Raw genomic sequence first — 15,465 nt, 5'->3', positions numbered from 1 at the left:
CCTCCAGGGGCAGATCCGACGGCAGGGGCTGCCAGTCAAACCGGCGCACAATGCAGCCGAAATGCAGTTTTTCGCCGGGCAGGTACAGGCCCCGCTGGCTGAATACGGAAGCGCTCAGGCCGTTGCCCGCAGCGTGGCGTCCGGACACGTCAAAGCTGCTGTAGTTCACATTGCGGGCGTTGTCGTCAAGAGAAAGCCAGGCCATATCCTGACCACCAGGAACCGCCGCCAGCGCCACAACAGCCACAGGCCGTTTTTCACGCTCCAGTCCCACGACTGAAGGCAGATCCGCCCTGCCCTGCGCATTGGTATGCGCGCTGCATACAGGCAGGCCGTTGGCGCCAAGAAGGCGCACTTCGGCGTTGGCCGCGGGTTTGCCTGTAGCCAGATTTTGCACAAATACCGCGCGGGAACCGTCAGCGGCCGTTTTCACGCTCAGCCCCATATCAGTAACAAGCAGCAGACGTGAAACCACTGTCTCCTGCCCGCCTTCATTACGCCCGGTGACAGTCATGCGCATGAGACCGTGCCTGGGACCATCCTGCCCGCGCAAAAGCGGCGCCAGATCAAGAACGCCAAAAAAAGCTTCACCCGGCGTCTTTCCACCGCCAAAGCCGCGCATATCCAGATTGCCCTGAACCGCATCACTCATGACGGTAAAGTCAGCCTCATTTTCTTCAAATCCCGAATCCTTCGCCAGAAGAGCCAGAAAAGGATCGCGCACCCGCTCGGCCCGCCACTGTATATCGGTCAGGCCCACGGCGTAGATATCAAGTTTTTTGTCGCCGCTGAGCGTAAGAATATTGCCGGGCTGAAGGAAAGACAGCTCCGATCCCAGAGGAGGCGCGGTGAGGATAAAGCGGCGCGCCTCCGTAAGCGGCAGTCCCCCGGTGGACACAAGACCGTTTTTTACCGTTGCCAGCAGCCCGCGCCCGGCACCGACCGGTATACGCAACGTAATGGTGTCAGTGGCCTCGTCCGCAGGCTGAAGAAGCTGGGGCTGCAATTTTTCTCCCCGCTTGACATCATTGGCGCTGATGGCGGGCATTTTTGTCCAGTCAGTTTCCTGCCCGGCCTCCGGGGTCATTTTTTCAGGCAGCCGGATCACCTCAAGATGCCGCAACAGATCGGAAGGCAGCACGCGCAGGCTGGTTTTGACAACCAGATGATATTCTTTTTCCAGGTCCTGGCCGTAGGCTGGCTGCACAACCACATTCTGGACATTCATGATGCGGTCGCGACCGATGACCGAAAACAGTGTCTCCACATTTTCCGCCTTGCCCGCCCTGCTCTTGCGTACAGTACGTTTGCCGCCCTTTTCAATGAAATCGGGCAGACCTTTCACACGCAGCACGGCAGAGGCGCTTTCTTGGGGCAGCGACAGGACCGGAGCGGAAACCACCACTTCAGTACGTTTTTCGTTCCAGACGAACCGCAGCGCGCCAAAAGACAGACCGCTTTTGGCATTGCTGGCCTGAAGGCTGATGCCTTTTTCCATCTGCTGCGGACTGACCGGCCAGATAAACTGCACAGGCACGGAAATGGCGTGAGCGCCTTTGGCCGAGGGATCTGTCCAGAAGGTTTCCTTGCCGGTACGCGCGGCCTGGGGCTGCGTGGTATACGTCAGCTGCCGGTTCACGGAAAAGCGCGAAGGCAGGGATACTTTTTCAAGGGAGATCGTATAGGTGGTTTGCGGACGCAAGTGCTTTTCAGGAGTAAAGGTCATGCTCGACCCATGCTGCCAGCGCCACTCCCCGGGCGTATCCGGGGTCATGACCACGCCCTCCACAAGCGCTCCCGGCTGCCCGGCGGGTGGTCCGGAGCACTGTCGTGACCAGTCCGAGCCGTACTGTTTTTTGCAACGGTCCACATCCACCGCAAAACTTATGGACAGTCCGGCCGCCTCCCGCCAGTTGTCTTCTTCAGGCAGACTGGTTCGCGCTACCCGATAGGCAGGCCCGGCCAGTGCTGTGGCGGCAATACACAAAAGCATGCCAAAAAGGGCAAGGCCGGATACAAGATATTTTTGAAACATAGAGTATTGTCTCCACAGGGTTATGCAAAGCCGTAGCGCGAGATATGTTTACCGCTGCCAGGCGGATAGTGTGTTTATGATGGTTTCATCAAGAGCAGCCAAGCTGTGGCCGTCATCGGTCTCATGAATGCGGGCATGATTTTTCCAGTACGCGCGGGCCTCTGCCGGGTCCAGCAAGGTATCGGCACGGCCGAGCACCACCAGGCGCTCTACAGGAGTTTTGCGTGCATCGAAAAAAATCGCGTAGCTGTCACACATTTCATTCGTGAATTCCCAGCGCTGCCCGCCATGAAAATAGGTGTTTGGCCCCACAAATTGCCGCAAGGACTGAGCAGGACGCACCACAGGATTGAAAAGCGCGCAGTTACAGCCAAGCAATGCCGACAACTGCGAAGCGTAAAAGCCGCCAAGAGAGGATCCGGCCAAGGCCAGCGCCTCGCCCGCCTCCTCGCGCAAGGCCAGCGCCTGAACGTGCAAGCGCGCAAGATTTTCAGGAAAAAGCCCGCTGGAAGGGTAATCCAGCGCTCTGGCATCGGGAAACACCCTTCGCAACAAACCAAAAGTATTACTGGCAGGACTGGAGTTAAAACCGTGTATATAGGCAATCATACCGACACCTTAATAGTTTTGGCCCAGAACCCGTGGCGTGATTGGGCGGTTCATTGCCATTGATAAAATTGCCGTGAGAAACGCGGAGGGACGGAAAGCATTTTTCTGGACGTTGGCAAGGGTATGCATGCCGGGCATGGCTGCAATGGAAGAAGCTTCCTTGAGCAGTAATCAGAATATCTCCTGATATTGTCCCTGTCAAACAAGGACCTTCCGCACAGCGGCCAGCATCCGGCAAGGCGTGACAACTCCGTCCGGTAAAAGCCGTTATGGCCGGTGCGGCGCGGTAAAATGATACACGACGCAATCCAGTCAGCACCACTATCTGCCCCGCTCAGGCGGTCTCAATGACAAAGCTGAAAGCATTTCGGTGTAAAAAACCACCAAAGCAACTTCACTTTGAAAGTGTTCTGACGGCCACTCAAACTGACGCCGCCACGAAAGACAAAGCGCAGCTTCAGCCGCTGCCAAAGGGTGTACGGCTGAAGCTGCGCTGTCTGCACGGCTATGCGCTCCAGAGCAATTTCACTTTGAAATTGCTCTGGCGACTGCGTGAGCAGACGTTCGCTACGGAGGCGTAAGCGCAGTTTATCTGCGCGGTTAAGCATCGAAGCGAGCGTGGCTTAAACTTTGAGAACGGACATTCCCAAAGTTAATCTGCTCTAAAAAAGTCCTGTTACCTTGCCGGTTTCCACGTCCACATCAATATTGCGGAAAGCGGGTTTTGAGCCAGTACCCGGCATCAGGCTGATGTCGCCGGACACCGGAGCGACAAGCCCCGCGCCGCCAAAGAAAAGCACGTCACGTACATGCAGTTTCCAGCCTTTGGGTACGCCCTTGAGCGTGGGCTTGTCAGACAGGGAGTATTGGGTTTTCACCATGCAGACGCCCAGTTCATTGGCATCGGGTCTTTCCTGCAGATCTTTGAGCCGCTGTGCAGCAAGCGGTTCAAACTCCACCCCGTCAGCCCCGTAAACGTCCTTGGCAATCGTAGTGATGCGCTCGGCAAGGGGCAAGCTCCAATCGTAGAGCGGCCGGAATTCGTTCTTTTCATTGCAGGCGTCCGTAACGGCGTCAGCAAGTTCCAGTGCGCCCTCTCCGCCCTTTTCCCAATGCTCCGACAAGGCCACCCTTGCTCCGGCCTGTTCACAAATGCGGCGGATGGCATCCACCTCTGCCTTGGTATCGGTATGGAATTTGTTGATGCAGACCACCGCGGGTACGCCCGAGCGCCGGACAATGCCCAAATGGTGCAGCAGGTTGGCGCATCCGGCTTCCACAAGGCCCACATCTTCACGGGTATAAGGTTCGGGCAATGCCTGGCCGGGCTTGGGCTGGGGAGCGCCGCCGTGATTCTTGAGCGCCCGCACGGTAGCCACAACCACAGCCGCATCGGGCGTAAGGCCGCTGTAATGGCATTTGAGGTTCCAGAACTTCTCGTAGCCCATTTCTGCGGCAAAACCAGACTCCGTCACATGATAGTCACTGAGCTTGAGTGCCACCCTGTCGGCAATGACCGAGCTTTGCCCAAGGGCAATGTTGGCGAAAGGCCCGGTATGCACGAAAACGGGCTGTCCTTCGATGGTCTGGATAAGGTTGGGTTTGACGGCTTCCACCAGCCAGGCAGTCATGGCCCCGGCAACGCCCAGGTCACTGGTGGTCACGGGCTTGCCGCTGCGATCGTGCGCCAGCACCATGCGGCCCATGCGCTCGCGCAGGTCGCGCAGGTCGCGGGCAATGGAAAGAATGCACATGACTTCAGAAGCAACGGTAATATCAAAGTGCGAGCGCATCATAAAACCGTCGTTGCGCCGCCCGTCACCCTCGATGCCGATAATGATATTGCGCAGGGCCTGGACGCAAAAGTCCATAACCCAGCCGGTGTTGATTCTGGTGGGATCAATATTCAGGCGCGCCATGCCCGAAAGCTTTTCCAGCGTGGCATCGTCATAGTTGCGCTCATGCTGCATGCGCGAGGTCAGGGCTGTCATGCCAAGATTGTGGGCCGCGCCAACGGCATGAAGGTCGCCGGTGAAATTGAGAGAATATGGGGTCAGCGGAATGCATTGTGAAAGCCCGCCGCCGGCGGCGGAGCCTTTCATGCCCATGGTGGGACCGCCGGAAGGCTGCCGAATGGCCGCCGAAGAGCGCCGCCCGCGCCGTGCAAGGCCCTGCACAAGACCGATGGTGGTTGTGGACTTGCCCTCTCCCAACGGTGTGGGGGTGATGGCTGTGACATCAATGTACTTTCCGTCGGGACGGTCTTTTAGCCGTTGCATCACGGCCTGCTGCTCAACCTTGCCCATATAATGCCCGTACGGCAGCATTTCAGCCTTTTCAAGGCCCAGTTCCGTTGCCAGGGTTTCAATGGTTTTCATGCGGGATTCCGCATCAAGGGCGATTTTCCAGTCAGGATGCTTGGTAGGGTCCAAAGTCATGGCAGCTCCATATCGTTGTTGCATGTTCTATGGCACGTTCCGGCGGGCATGGCTGCCCGCCCGTAAAAGCAGTTTTCGCTTCGGGCCAGTCGCCTCTGCCGACTTTTCCGATCTTGCAGCGCGCGACGCAAAGACAGGTATTCTGTCAAAACAACCAATCCGAGAAACTGAACATATGCTCCAGATGCAGAATATTTCAACATTACGAATCTGCACCTTCTGCGTTTTTACGGCTTCTGCCGGCACGCCTGACGGCGCTGCTTGCCTGGCAACTTCTTGGCGCAACAGTTAGAGCATTTAACACTTGAAATGCTTGCTTACGGCAGGTAAAAGCCTGCCGGCTCGCATTTCGTGGCAAGGATTTTCAGGAAAATCCTTGCAGAGCAGTTGACTCGTTTCATTCGTAAACTGCTCTAGCGGTGACGTGCGTTGCTGTGATGGACATCGCCTTCCAGCACCCGCGCGTGTGGCAATCGTAAAATGCAATTGCCTGAACGTACAGGCTACCCAAACCTGTCTCCGCGCCAGCCCACTGCCAGCCCTGTCTTGCGGGACACGCCGCCGTGCGCTATGTTGGCCGCGCTTTCAGCGGCACGTCTTTTACCGGAGAAAACATGAAACTTACCGCCAGACACGGCAGGCTTGCCCTGACGTTGCGCGTATTACGCCTGGGGCGTGACCTGCAGGTCATATGCAGCGGCGGCCAGGCTCACATAGGCGCTGTGGCTGTTGCAAGCCCCCTGCCCCCGCATGCGCAGAAAACAGAACATCACGTCCAACTCATGAGCCTGCCCGGACACCGCGAAGATATGCTGGCTGCCCGGATGGCCCGCCACCTGGCCGATGCTCTGGACTGCACGGTATGCGTGAGTGCCGGCATTCATTTTGATTGTATCACCAAAGAAGAAATAGAGCGAGTGCTCAACCTGGCCGCGACCCTGACGGATCGTTGTGCGGCCAGATTGAAGCAACCCGCGAAGGACTGCGTATGCTGACTGTTAACGACTTGGAAATTTTTGAAAAATACATCCTTTCAGGCCAACTGGAACAAGATTTTAAAGACGGCTGCGAAAATGACCGTTTTTACCTTCTCGAACTGCTGGAAAAACTGATGGACGTCTCAGAACTGGCGGATGCTGCGGCCACGAGGCTCATATTCCGTGGTCTGCCTGTACCCCCGCCCCCTTCTCCACAGACTGGGGAGAACGGCGCGCCGCCGCAAGGCTCATAACCAGCGAAAACGTCAGACCCGCAAAACTCCAGTCGCTGATGCCGGTAAGCGCTGCGGTCAGCCCCATCAGACCGCCGCCGAGAATGGCTACAGCCATGCCCCAGGAGCTGAAACGCACCTTGCCGTGCAGCAGCATGCCTATAAAAACCGGCGGCACAACGCCGCAAACATAAATATCGTTCGCCATAAGCAGCAAAGAAAGGATTCCCCTGCCGGGCAAGGCCAGCACAAGCCCCATCAGGCCGAGAAGAATCAGGCAGATGCGGCACGTTTTCACACCTGGTTTGCGCAGGATATCGTTGCTGCATACGGAGGCGGCAGTGATCAGGCAGGAATCCGCCGCTGAAAAAATGGCGCTGAAAATTCCCAGCAGAATGAGCGTGGCGGCCCATTCGGGCAGATGGGACAAAAGGGCCGTGGTCAGCACCTGTTCCGGGGGGGTGCCTGCGGGAACCAGATCGCGGCAGGATATGCCGAGAACAACGATCAGGGTTGCGGTAAGCGTCAGCCCCGCAGCGGCCATCAGCCCACCCTTGCGGGCGGCATGCTCATCGCGGGCACTGAGCATTCTGCCGAAAAGCATGGGGCATACCACATAGCTGCCGCCAAGAATGCAGAGAAAATAACGCAGTTTAGAAGCGGGGAACTGCTCGTTGAGAACCTCAACCTGCACGGCAGTGATGGCCTCACCGCCCCCCAGATGCAGCGTAAGCATCAGGGCCGTCAACAAGGATAAAAGAAGAATGGCGAACTGCCATATATCCGTTTTCATTACAGAAGCCTGTCCGCCTGCCAGGGTATGCCCCACAAGAACGGCCGCCCCCACAAACATGGCCACATTTTTGTCAACGCCCGCCAGCGGCGCAATAATCGTAGCCAGAGCGCTGAATTGGGCGGCCAGAATAGCCAGCCAGGCCGTCACGATGATGACAGACGCCAGAGGACGGCTGGGCGCGCCGAGAAAGGTGGTGAGCATTTCGGGCATGGTCATGGCCCCGCTGCGGCGCACCTTGCGGGCCAGAAAAAGGCTCAGCAGCACAAGACCCGCCGCGCCGGACAAAAGCCACCATATGGCCGGCGTTCCCACCTGCCAGGCCAGACCGGCCATACCCATTGTGGCCGAACCGCCCACGCACGACGCAACAATGGAAAGGGCAACCACATTGGCGGAGCAGCTCCGGCCATTGACAAAGTATGTTTCTTTGTCAGGGGAGCGCCGAGCCGTTATCCAGGCCAGAAGAAACAATACGGCAATATAGATCAGAAGAAATATCACGGCAGATGCGCCCCCTGGCGCAGGGCTTCTTCTACCGCAGCGCACAGCCGAAGCGTATCCCCGGGGGGCGTCACATAAGGCGGCATAAGGTAGATAAGCCGGTTAAAGGGACGCAGCCACACCCCCCGGTCCACAAAAAAAGCCTGTAGCGCGCGCGTGTTGACAGGCGCCTTCATTTCCACCACCCCAATGGCTCCCAGCACGCGAACATGGGCCACACCGGGCATATCCTTGCACGGGGCAAGCCCCGTGCGCAGGTCGCGCTCGATATCTTTCACCTGTTGCCGCCACTCGCCGGAAGCAAGCAGGTCCAGGCTGGCTCCTGCCACCGCACAGGCCAGAGCATTAGCCATAAAAGTAGGCCCGTGCATGAAGACCCCGCCGTCGCGGCAAATGCCCTCGGCCACGCGCCCGCTGCATACCGTGGCAGCCAGGGTAAGCATCCCCCCGGTAAGGGCCTTGCCGCAGCAGAGAATATCCGGGCTGATGCCGGGCCACTCCGCAGCGAACATTTTACCCGTGCGGCCGAAACCCGTGGCAATTTCATCAAAAATAAGCAAGGTATCGGCATCGCGGCACAACTGCGCCAGCCCGCGCAGGTAGTCCGGGTGATAAAACCACATGCCCCCTGCTCCCTGCACCACTGGCTCAAGGATTACCGCGGCGATCTTTTTTCCGTGCTGCTCCAGCATCTGGCGGGCATGATTCAGGCTGGACGGATCAAAAGGCTGATCAAATCCGCAGGAAGGTTGCTCCATAAAAAGCTGGCGCGGCAACATGCCTGCGAACAGGCCGTGCATGCCGGTCACAGGGTCGCATACAGACATGGCCCCGATAGTATCGCCGTGGTAGCCCCCGCGTGGAGTCAGAAAACAGGTGCGCTCCGTCTCGCCCCTGGCATGCTGGTATTGCAGCGCCATCTTGAGGGCCACATCAACCGCCACAGAGCCGGAATCAGAAAAAAAGACACGCTCAAGGCCATCGGGCATAAGGCCAAGCAGCCTTTCAGCCAGGGCCACGGCAGGTTCGTGCGTAAGCCCGCCAAACATGACATGGGGCATGCGCCCGGCCTGGCTGTGCAGGGCGCCAAGCAGATGCGGATTGTTGTAACCGTGTACCGCCGCCCACCACGAGGACATGCCGTCCACAAGTTCCCTGCCGTCCGCCAGAACAATACGGTTCCCCCAGGTGCGGCGCACGGCGTTAAGCGGAGGAAAGTCCAGGGCCGAAGCGTAAGGATGCCAAACGGCTGCCCTGTCCCTGCGCACCAGTTCGCGCTCTTCGGATGTCTGCCCGGCAGGGGCAGATTCAGGCCAGGCCTGAGCCATGCGCAAGGCCACAGGGGTCAGCAGACGGGCCAGTTCATCCCACCCGCTTTCATCCAGGGTTTTCAGACGCGGCAATTCCACCACAGGGGCATCGCAGCCGGCACGGGCAAGCCGATAGCGCAGAAGATTGGCATTGTCCGCCAGCATGGCCGGCGTATCAACTCCAGGGCAACCCGCAGCAGGGTCAGCCGAGGGAACAAGCGCCAGACCGGCCAGTTCAAGGCCGTTGTGGCGCAGAGCGTCAATGGAAAGCAGGATATGGTTCAGACAGCCGAGGTAGTTGCCGGCCACAAGAAAAACAGGCAAGCCCAGAGCAGCCATAACATCCAGCATGTCCTCATTTTCATTAAGCGGCACATGCAGGCCGCCCGCCCCTTCCAGCAAAAAGGCCCGGGCGGGAACATCAGCCCAGTGGGCAAGAATGTCCGCGCGCAGGCCCATGCAGTCCAGCTTTTTCCCTTCCCGTGCAGCGGCAAGATGCGGCGACGCGGGCAGTGCAAAACAGTGCAGCACAACCGCCGGGTCAAGGCTGCCCATGCAGGAAACACCCGACACGGCCTGTGTGTATACAGCCGCATCAGACAGGGCCGCAACGGCGGATGCGTCCGAAGCAACTCCTGTCTGCACCGGTTTGACCGCCTGAACGGCCATCCGCGCCTGCCGCAGGGCGCGCAAAAGAGCGCCCGTGCATACTGTTTTGCCCACGTCCGTACCTGATCCCGCCACAAAAACGCCGCGCAAAGGTTCGCGCATGCGGTCAGGAATACAACGCTCAGCAGTGCTGGTCACAATCAACCTCCAGACCAAGGGAATCAATCATGGCAAGATCGTCAGCCAGGCCGCGCCCTTGAGTCGTCAGGTAGTCCCCGGTCATAAGGGCATTGGCCCCGGCTGCAAAAACCTCTTTTTGTCGCGCCCCCAGAACCAGCGGCCGTCCTCCGCAGATGCGCAAGGCGGCCGTGGGCAGTATATGCCTGAAAACAGCCACAATGCGCAGGGCTTCTGCTGCTGTAAGCGGTTCCCTGTCGGCAAGCGGTGTCTCCGGGTGAGGATGCAGAAAATTCATCGGCACATGCCCTACCCCCAACGCCTTGAGAGCAAAGGCAAATTCTATGCGGTCACGCCAGCTTTCCCCAAGGCCGAACAGGCCGCCGGTGCAGGCAGTCATGCCCACGCCCAAAACGCGCTCCACAGTGGCCTTGCGCTGATCCCACGTTTGCGTGGTGCAGATGTGCGGATAATACTGGCGGGAAGTTTCAAGATTATGATGATAACGGTCAAGCCCCACATCGGCCAACTGGGCAAGCTGAACGGCGGAAAGCTTGCCCAAGGACGCGCAGACGCGCTTGAGCGCATGGCCCGGCAAGGAGCGCAGCACCTCCAGCAGCCGGTCGAATTCTTCGCCGCTCAGCGCTCCGCCACTGGTCACCACACCTATTCGCGCCACAGGCTGGGCTGCCAGGGCCAGAATTCGCCCGCGCAGTTCTTCGTCAGGCAAAAGAGGGAAGGTTTCAATGGGGGTATGATTATGCCTGCTTTGCGAACAAAAACGGCAATCCATGCCGCAATTGCCGCTGCGGGCATTGATGATGGCGCAAAGCGTTACCCTGTTGCCAAAGGCCGCCCTGCGCAGATGCGCAGATGCGGCAAAAAGCTCTTCTTCCGAAAGCGATACAAGCTTCAAAGCCTCGACGGGATTTTCCGCCGCACGAATTTCTGTCATGACCCGATCCTGAACATCTGAAGACGGCAACCAGCCTGCCTGGCCCGCGCCTTTCAGCAATAAATGTCAACGCCGTGCGATCCCGGCGTTCCGGCAGGCGCGCTGAAAACTGGCCGTAGAACGGCGTATTCGAAGCAGGAGTTAAATGCGCTCCGGCGCAATGCACGAACGCAACCCCTTCACCTAGAGCAGATTAACTTTGAGAATATACATTCTCAAAGTTTAAGGCACGCTTACTTCGGCGTTTAACCGCGCAGATAAACTGCGCTTACGCCTCCGTAGCGAACGTCTGCTCACGCAGCCGCCAGAGCAATTTCAAAGTGAAATTGCTCTAGGCATACCATAAGGCATGGCGCTGTGGCAGCCGCTGCACAAAAGCCTGCCCCGAAGCCGCATCATCACCTTTTTGCGGACTTGAAGGGCCAAGTGAACCTTGCAAAAACTTGAACATATACTTTCAGCATTACAATGCACCAGATCAAGCGTCATGCCGTAAGGCTTTGCGCAGAGGACGCACGGCCTTGATGCAGGATGCAAAAAGCCCGCCTGACGGCGGGCCGGTAAGCAAACGCTATTGGGCTTTACGCCTCTTTTCCCACAACTTCATGTCTTTCATTTTTTTGCGGCGCTCACGCTGAAGGGCCTTGCAGACAAGGGGAGCGTCTTTCTTGAAGCCCCATTTTTCGCGGTATTCCGCAGTGGTCATATCATGACCGGCCAGATGGCGCTTGGTCAGAATCTTGAAGCTTTTGCCGCACTCAAGGCAGGTGACGGACTTTTCCTTGACGGATTTGCGGCCTTCCTGAGCCATTTCCGTGCTGTCCATTTCGGAAGGAGCTTCACCTTCGGCAACCGCGCGGATGCCGAGAGCGACCTTTTGAATAAAAGTTGCAATCTCTTCCTCGCTCATCACGCGCACACCGGCTTGTGCTCTGGTAATTTCCAGAGCTTCTTTCAAATAATCGTCCATAATTACCCCTTATGGTCATCTTAATGATCCGCTGAACATGTACTATAGAAGACACGTTTGTTTTCAAAACAGATCAGTTTTTCAAGTTCAGAATTCCAATTGGCAGAACATACACATGCCTTATTATTTCGTCAATGTAGCAATGCCCATAAAAAAAAACATTTTACAAACATTATTATAGGTATTTGAAGTGGTTTTTTCCTTTTGCCGCGCCATAGGGCCAAGTTTCATGAACCATAATTGGCTTTAACGTGCAACGGCCGCCCGAAACACGTGTTTCGGGCGGCCGTTGCCGTACTGGTTGTATGCAAGAAAAACTGATTATTAATAATGGATCAGTTCATCTTGAAAACATCATATCTTGATGCAGTGCCAAGAAAACGTTGATCCATGAACTGCCAGCGCACGTTTTGGATGTAGGGATCCGCAAGCCCGTCCAGGCTCCCGGGTACAGGTCCGACCGCAAAAGCGTTACGGGCGCGCTGCTCGAAGGCTCTCAACTGGTCGGTCTGTCCAATGGTCAGCACTTCAAGAAATTCCATCTGCGGCGGCAACGGTTCACGGTACTCAAGAATGACCTTATCGGTATTGAAGTTGAACCGTGAGGTAAAGCTGCGCACAAGCCATCGCATGGGCGGCGTATCCTGCTGCACTCCGGCCAGCAGGGCAAAGGGGTCACGCGAACTATCGGTTATGAAGGTGCAGGCGACAAAGGGTGTATCGCCAATGACCTCCGTGGCCTGATCCACACTGAACGGCGGCGTGGAGTCGCTGTTCCAGTACCAGCCCTGCGGCAGTTCAACCTGGGCCACGATAGCAAGAGGCGAACGCGGCTGGCCCTGGCCGTAGGCCGCCATCCAGACCGACACAGGCAGGCCGCCCATCACGCCGGTCCAGTCCAGGTTGACCTGCCCCTGCCCACCGGCAATCAGCGGCATATCCTTAGCGGCCAGACTGATGGCCGGACGAGCTGTAGACACGTAGACAGGCCCGACCATTCCCCGCTGCAAGGCGGCATTACAGCCGGCAGTCAGCACCAGCAGCAGGGCCAGAAAACAGAATTGACGCATTTTTTTCATGTGATCTCCCTTCGGGGTCATGCCGCCGCGCAAAATGCGGATACAAATAATGACAGTGATACATGTAAACTTGTTTTCTGAAAAGCCGCCAATATGCGGCATACGATTTTTTGTGCCTGTTGCCCGCACATCAGCAACAGGACATCGTATACCGCACCGCGCAAGCAACATTCTGCTTTTGAGGTTTACTTTTCCTGAGTTGCACGACACTCACCACACCGCTTCACAGCGCACATGCAAGCGCTGCCGTCCTCATGCGCACCCCTTCGGGCAACAGGCAATGCGGCTTCATGTCCTGGCGGCGGGCGTTTGCCCTTGCAACGCCGAAACAGTCTCAAGCTGAAGCAATTCCATTGGGAGCAGCCCAGGGGAAGGTTGCTCTTCCCCTCACTGTGGCTGCCCCGGAGAGGCTTGTTGCCCCGTTGCGGGCTGTTGCCCCGCCGAAGCGCCGCCGGGCAGAAAGTTCTGCAGGTCGCGCGAAACCTCAAAGGTTCGCAGCTCTCCTGCCGCCGCCTGGGCAAAGGGCGAATTGGGATAATTGCGAACAATATCCTCCAGCAAGGCCTGAGCGCGCGCCGCATCTCCCAGTTTGCGGTACAGGCGCGCCTCGCGAAAGCGCAGACCGGGATATTCCGGCGATTCCGGCGGTGCATAGGCATTATAGCGGCCCACCCATTCCAGCGCTTCGGGGATGCGGTTGGCAACCTCGCTGATGTCCATAAGCGCGGCCATGGCATCCTTGATGCGTTGCGGGTCAGCCTTGTCCGAACGCTCATCCTGAAGCCGGGTAAAAAGGTCTATAACCTTACGGTTCAGTTCGTAAGAGTTCTTTATATCCTTGCGCTGTTCGGCATCGCGGGCCAGAAAGTAGGTGGCGTAAGCCCGTTGGTAAAGCGGTATGTCCTGCCGTTCCGCCAGTTGCGCCCACATGGCGAGGGCGGGACCGGCCAGATTGAGGTTTTGCGCGGACAACGCCAGGGCGTAGTCAAGCTGGTTACGCAACGGTCTGTTCATGGGCCAGGCAGAAACCAGCTTTCCCAGGTCCAGCACCTTGTCCCACGCGCCAGCCTTGAGGTAACGGTTGAAAAACTCCGTAAAAGCGGCTTCGCCGTAATTGGGATCCATAGGACTTTTCAGGAATTCGGCCATCATCTCAAGGGCGGCGGTTTCATCCCCACGCTCCAGCATGCCCTGGGCAAGCGCATAACGCATTCGTGGGTCAAGCACGCCATAGCGTTCGCGCACCAGAGGAAAGCCATTCCATAAAATCAGAATGCGCCCGTAATTGCCCTCAGCCAGAGAATTGTTCAGTTCCTGCTGAAAAGACGCCCAGATAAGGTCCCTGGCCTGGGGAACATTGGCGTTTTCGGGATAGGCATCAATAAAATCCGCAGCTTTGCCCATGGCTTCGGTATATTTTTTATCCCAGTAAAGCCACATGGCCTCTTTCAGACGGGCCAGAACAGCCGCAGGAGCGGTTTTTGAAGACGCCGCAAGATCATTGTATACCTTCCAAAGCGCACCGCCTGTATCGCGCGCAAAAACCGCGCTCATTTCAGCATAGCTGATGGGCGAATCATAGATGCCCTTTTCCGCCAGGCGCAAACGGGCAACCGCGGCAGACGGCGCACCCGCAAACGTTCGCTCCACATAGCGATACACAAATTCCGCGCTGATCCAGCCGCCCTGCCGGGCGTACATGTCTCCGAGGCGCAGCAAAAGCGTGTCGTTGCCCTCGTGGCCGGGAACAAGGTTGTAATACAGCCAGTACAGGGCAAGCGCAGGGCCGGTCTTGCCGAGAGCTTCGTCGTTGCTGGCCTGCAAAAGCAGAAAAGACGGCTCATCAATGTAGTAGCGCGGCCAGCGCTTGCTTATGAAGTCCAGAATAAGCTGAGCATTCTGAAATTTTTTCTGCTTGTTGAGGGCTTCCGCCAAACCCACGGAAGCCTCCTGCAAGTAGGAAGATTCCGGGTATTTATCCAGCACCATTGAAAAAGACTGCTCTGCCCTTTCGTCAAGCCCTCGCTTGAGCTGCGCCTTGCCAAGGGCGGTAAAGCCCTGGGCCACGCCGGGATAGTCCGGGTAGCGGCGCAGCAAGGCAACAATATAGCCGCCCGCGTCCACGAGGTTTCCCACATTGACGTTGACCAGCCCAAGACGCAGCAACGCCTCGGGTACCCGGGGCGAACGCAGGTTGGCATTCATGGCTTCGCTGGTGGAAGACACAATGGCCTCATATCCTGCCAGCGGATTATCCGCATACCTCGCCCATGTGCAGTCGCTGATGTAGTACAGGGCTTTTTCAAGCATTTCCGGCTGCAGCCCCGGCAGGCTCCTGAGCTTTTCCAGCTGCGGCAGGGCTTCGATGTATTTGCGCTCACGGATGAGCCTTTCGGCCTCTTCCATGACGATTTCCGGATTAACGGGCTTTGGGACGGGATTTCCCTGTTCATCCACATAGATGACCGGACGCTCTTCGGACGCCTTGGCTTTGTCGTCCTCGGATTGCTGGGCAGCGGGAAGGCCCACGGTCTGTTCATTCACCTTGCCGGATACCGCCCCGGCCTCAGGCCGTTTCTCTTGCCTGGTCATGGCCGGATCGGCCACAGTTTTTTGCTCCGGCGCGACCGCTCCCTCCGTTGAAGCCGCATTCTGCGTGGAACCGGAGACAACATTTCCTCCGCTTGCAGCAGGGTTTATCGGTTCAGGCGCGGCGCTGGGCATGCCGCCGGGGGGTGTTCCTTCCGCCCCAGGCGCTTTTACGGGCGCAGCCTCA

Annotated in this window: 10 protein-coding genes and 1 pseudogene; 2 read left to right on the top strand and 9 right to left on the bottom strand. The window is 57.7% G+C overall.

All coding sequences use genetic code 11. From position 1 onward, the window contains the following. Window positions 1-2,035 (bottom strand): annotated as a pseudogene (locus V6C07_RS09630) (hypothetical protein); the annotation flags it as partial. A 48-nt stretch (window positions 2,036-2,083) separates the two neighbouring features. Beyond that, the gene (locus V6C07_RS09625; protein WP_333536213.1) at window positions 2,084-2,644 is read right to left on the bottom strand and encodes a YqiA/YcfP family alpha/beta fold hydrolase; all 561 of its coding nucleotides are present in this window, start codon (window positions 2,642-2,644) and stop codon (window positions 2,084-2,086) included. A 347-nt stretch (window positions 2,645-2,991) separates the two neighbouring features. Between V6C07_RS09625 and V6C07_RS09620 the strand changes: the two genes are divergently transcribed. Further along, window positions 2,992-3,225 (top strand): hypothetical protein, encoded by a 234-nt coding sequence (locus tag V6C07_RS09620; RefSeq protein WP_333536212.1) that lies wholly within the window; start codon window positions 2,992-2,994, stop codon window positions 3,223-3,225. A gap of 81 nt (window positions 3,226-3,306) precedes the next feature. Here V6C07_RS09620 and V6C07_RS09615 read toward each other — a convergent pair whose 3' ends face one another. Continuing rightward, complete coding sequence (locus V6C07_RS09615) at window positions 3,307-5,082, bottom strand: formate--tetrahydrofolate ligase (RefSeq protein WP_333536211.1); 1,776 nt, start codon at window positions 5,080-5,082, stop codon at window positions 3,307-3,309. A 614-nt stretch (window positions 5,083-5,696) separates the two neighbouring features. On the opposite strand from V6C07_RS09615, the gene V6C07_RS09610 reads away from it, so the two are divergent. Then, window positions 5,697-6,077, top strand: a complete 381-nt coding sequence (locus V6C07_RS09610; RefSeq protein ID WP_333536210.1) for a prenylated flavin chaperone LpdD — start codon at window positions 5,697-5,699, stop codon at window positions 6,075-6,077. Window positions 6,078-6,233: 156 nt separating this feature from the next. Here V6C07_RS09610 and V6C07_RS09605 read toward each other — a convergent pair whose 3' ends face one another. The 6 genes from V6C07_RS09605 to V6C07_RS09580 all read right to left on the bottom strand — a co-directional run bounded on the left by V6C07_RS09605 (window position 6,234) and on the right by V6C07_RS09580 (window position 15,296). Next, window positions 6,234-7,589: a sodium:solute symporter family protein gene (locus V6C07_RS09605; protein WP_333536209.1), complete on the bottom strand. Its 1,356-nt coding sequence runs from the start codon at window positions 7,587-7,589 to the stop codon at window positions 6,234-6,236. Then, window positions 7,586-9,706 (bottom strand): adenosylmethionine--8-amino-7-oxononanoate transaminase, encoded by a 2,121-nt coding sequence (bioA, locus tag V6C07_RS09600; RefSeq protein WP_333536208.1) that lies wholly within the window; start codon window positions 9,704-9,706, stop codon window positions 7,586-7,588. The genes V6C07_RS09605 and bioA overlap by 4 nt, the downstream gene beginning before the upstream one ends. Beyond that, window positions 9,690-10,640, bottom strand: coding sequence for a biotin synthase BioB (bioB, locus tag V6C07_RS09595; protein ID WP_333536207.1), 951 nt, complete (start codon window positions 10,638-10,640; stop codon window positions 9,690-9,692). Before bioB ends, bioA begins: the two co-directional genes overlap by 17 nt. A gap of 571 nt (window positions 10,641-11,211) precedes the next feature. Beyond that, window positions 11,212-11,610, bottom strand: a complete 399-nt coding sequence (locus tag V6C07_RS09590; protein ID WP_333536206.1) for a MucR family transcriptional regulator — start codon at window positions 11,608-11,610, stop codon at window positions 11,212-11,214. A 335-nt stretch (window positions 11,611-11,945) separates the two neighbouring features. Next, window positions 11,946-12,689, bottom strand: coding sequence for a DUF4851 domain-containing protein (locus tag V6C07_RS09585; RefSeq protein WP_333536205.1), 744 nt, complete (start codon window positions 12,687-12,689; stop codon window positions 11,946-11,948). 387 nt (window positions 12,690-13,076) lie between these two features. Continuing rightward, complete coding sequence (locus tag V6C07_RS09580; RefSeq protein WP_333536204.1) at window positions 13,077-15,296, bottom strand: tetratricopeptide repeat protein; 2,220 nt, start codon at window positions 15,294-15,296, stop codon at window positions 13,077-13,079. Between the last annotated feature and the right edge of the window lie 169 nt (window positions 15,297-15,465).

Source organism: Desulfovibrio sp. 1214_IL3152 (genome assembly GCF_036763055.1).
Classification (GTDB): domain Bacteria; phylum Desulfobacterota; class Desulfovibrionia; order Desulfovibrionales; family Desulfovibrionaceae; genus Desulfovibrio.
This window is presented reverse-complemented; position numbering and strand designations above follow the sequence as displayed.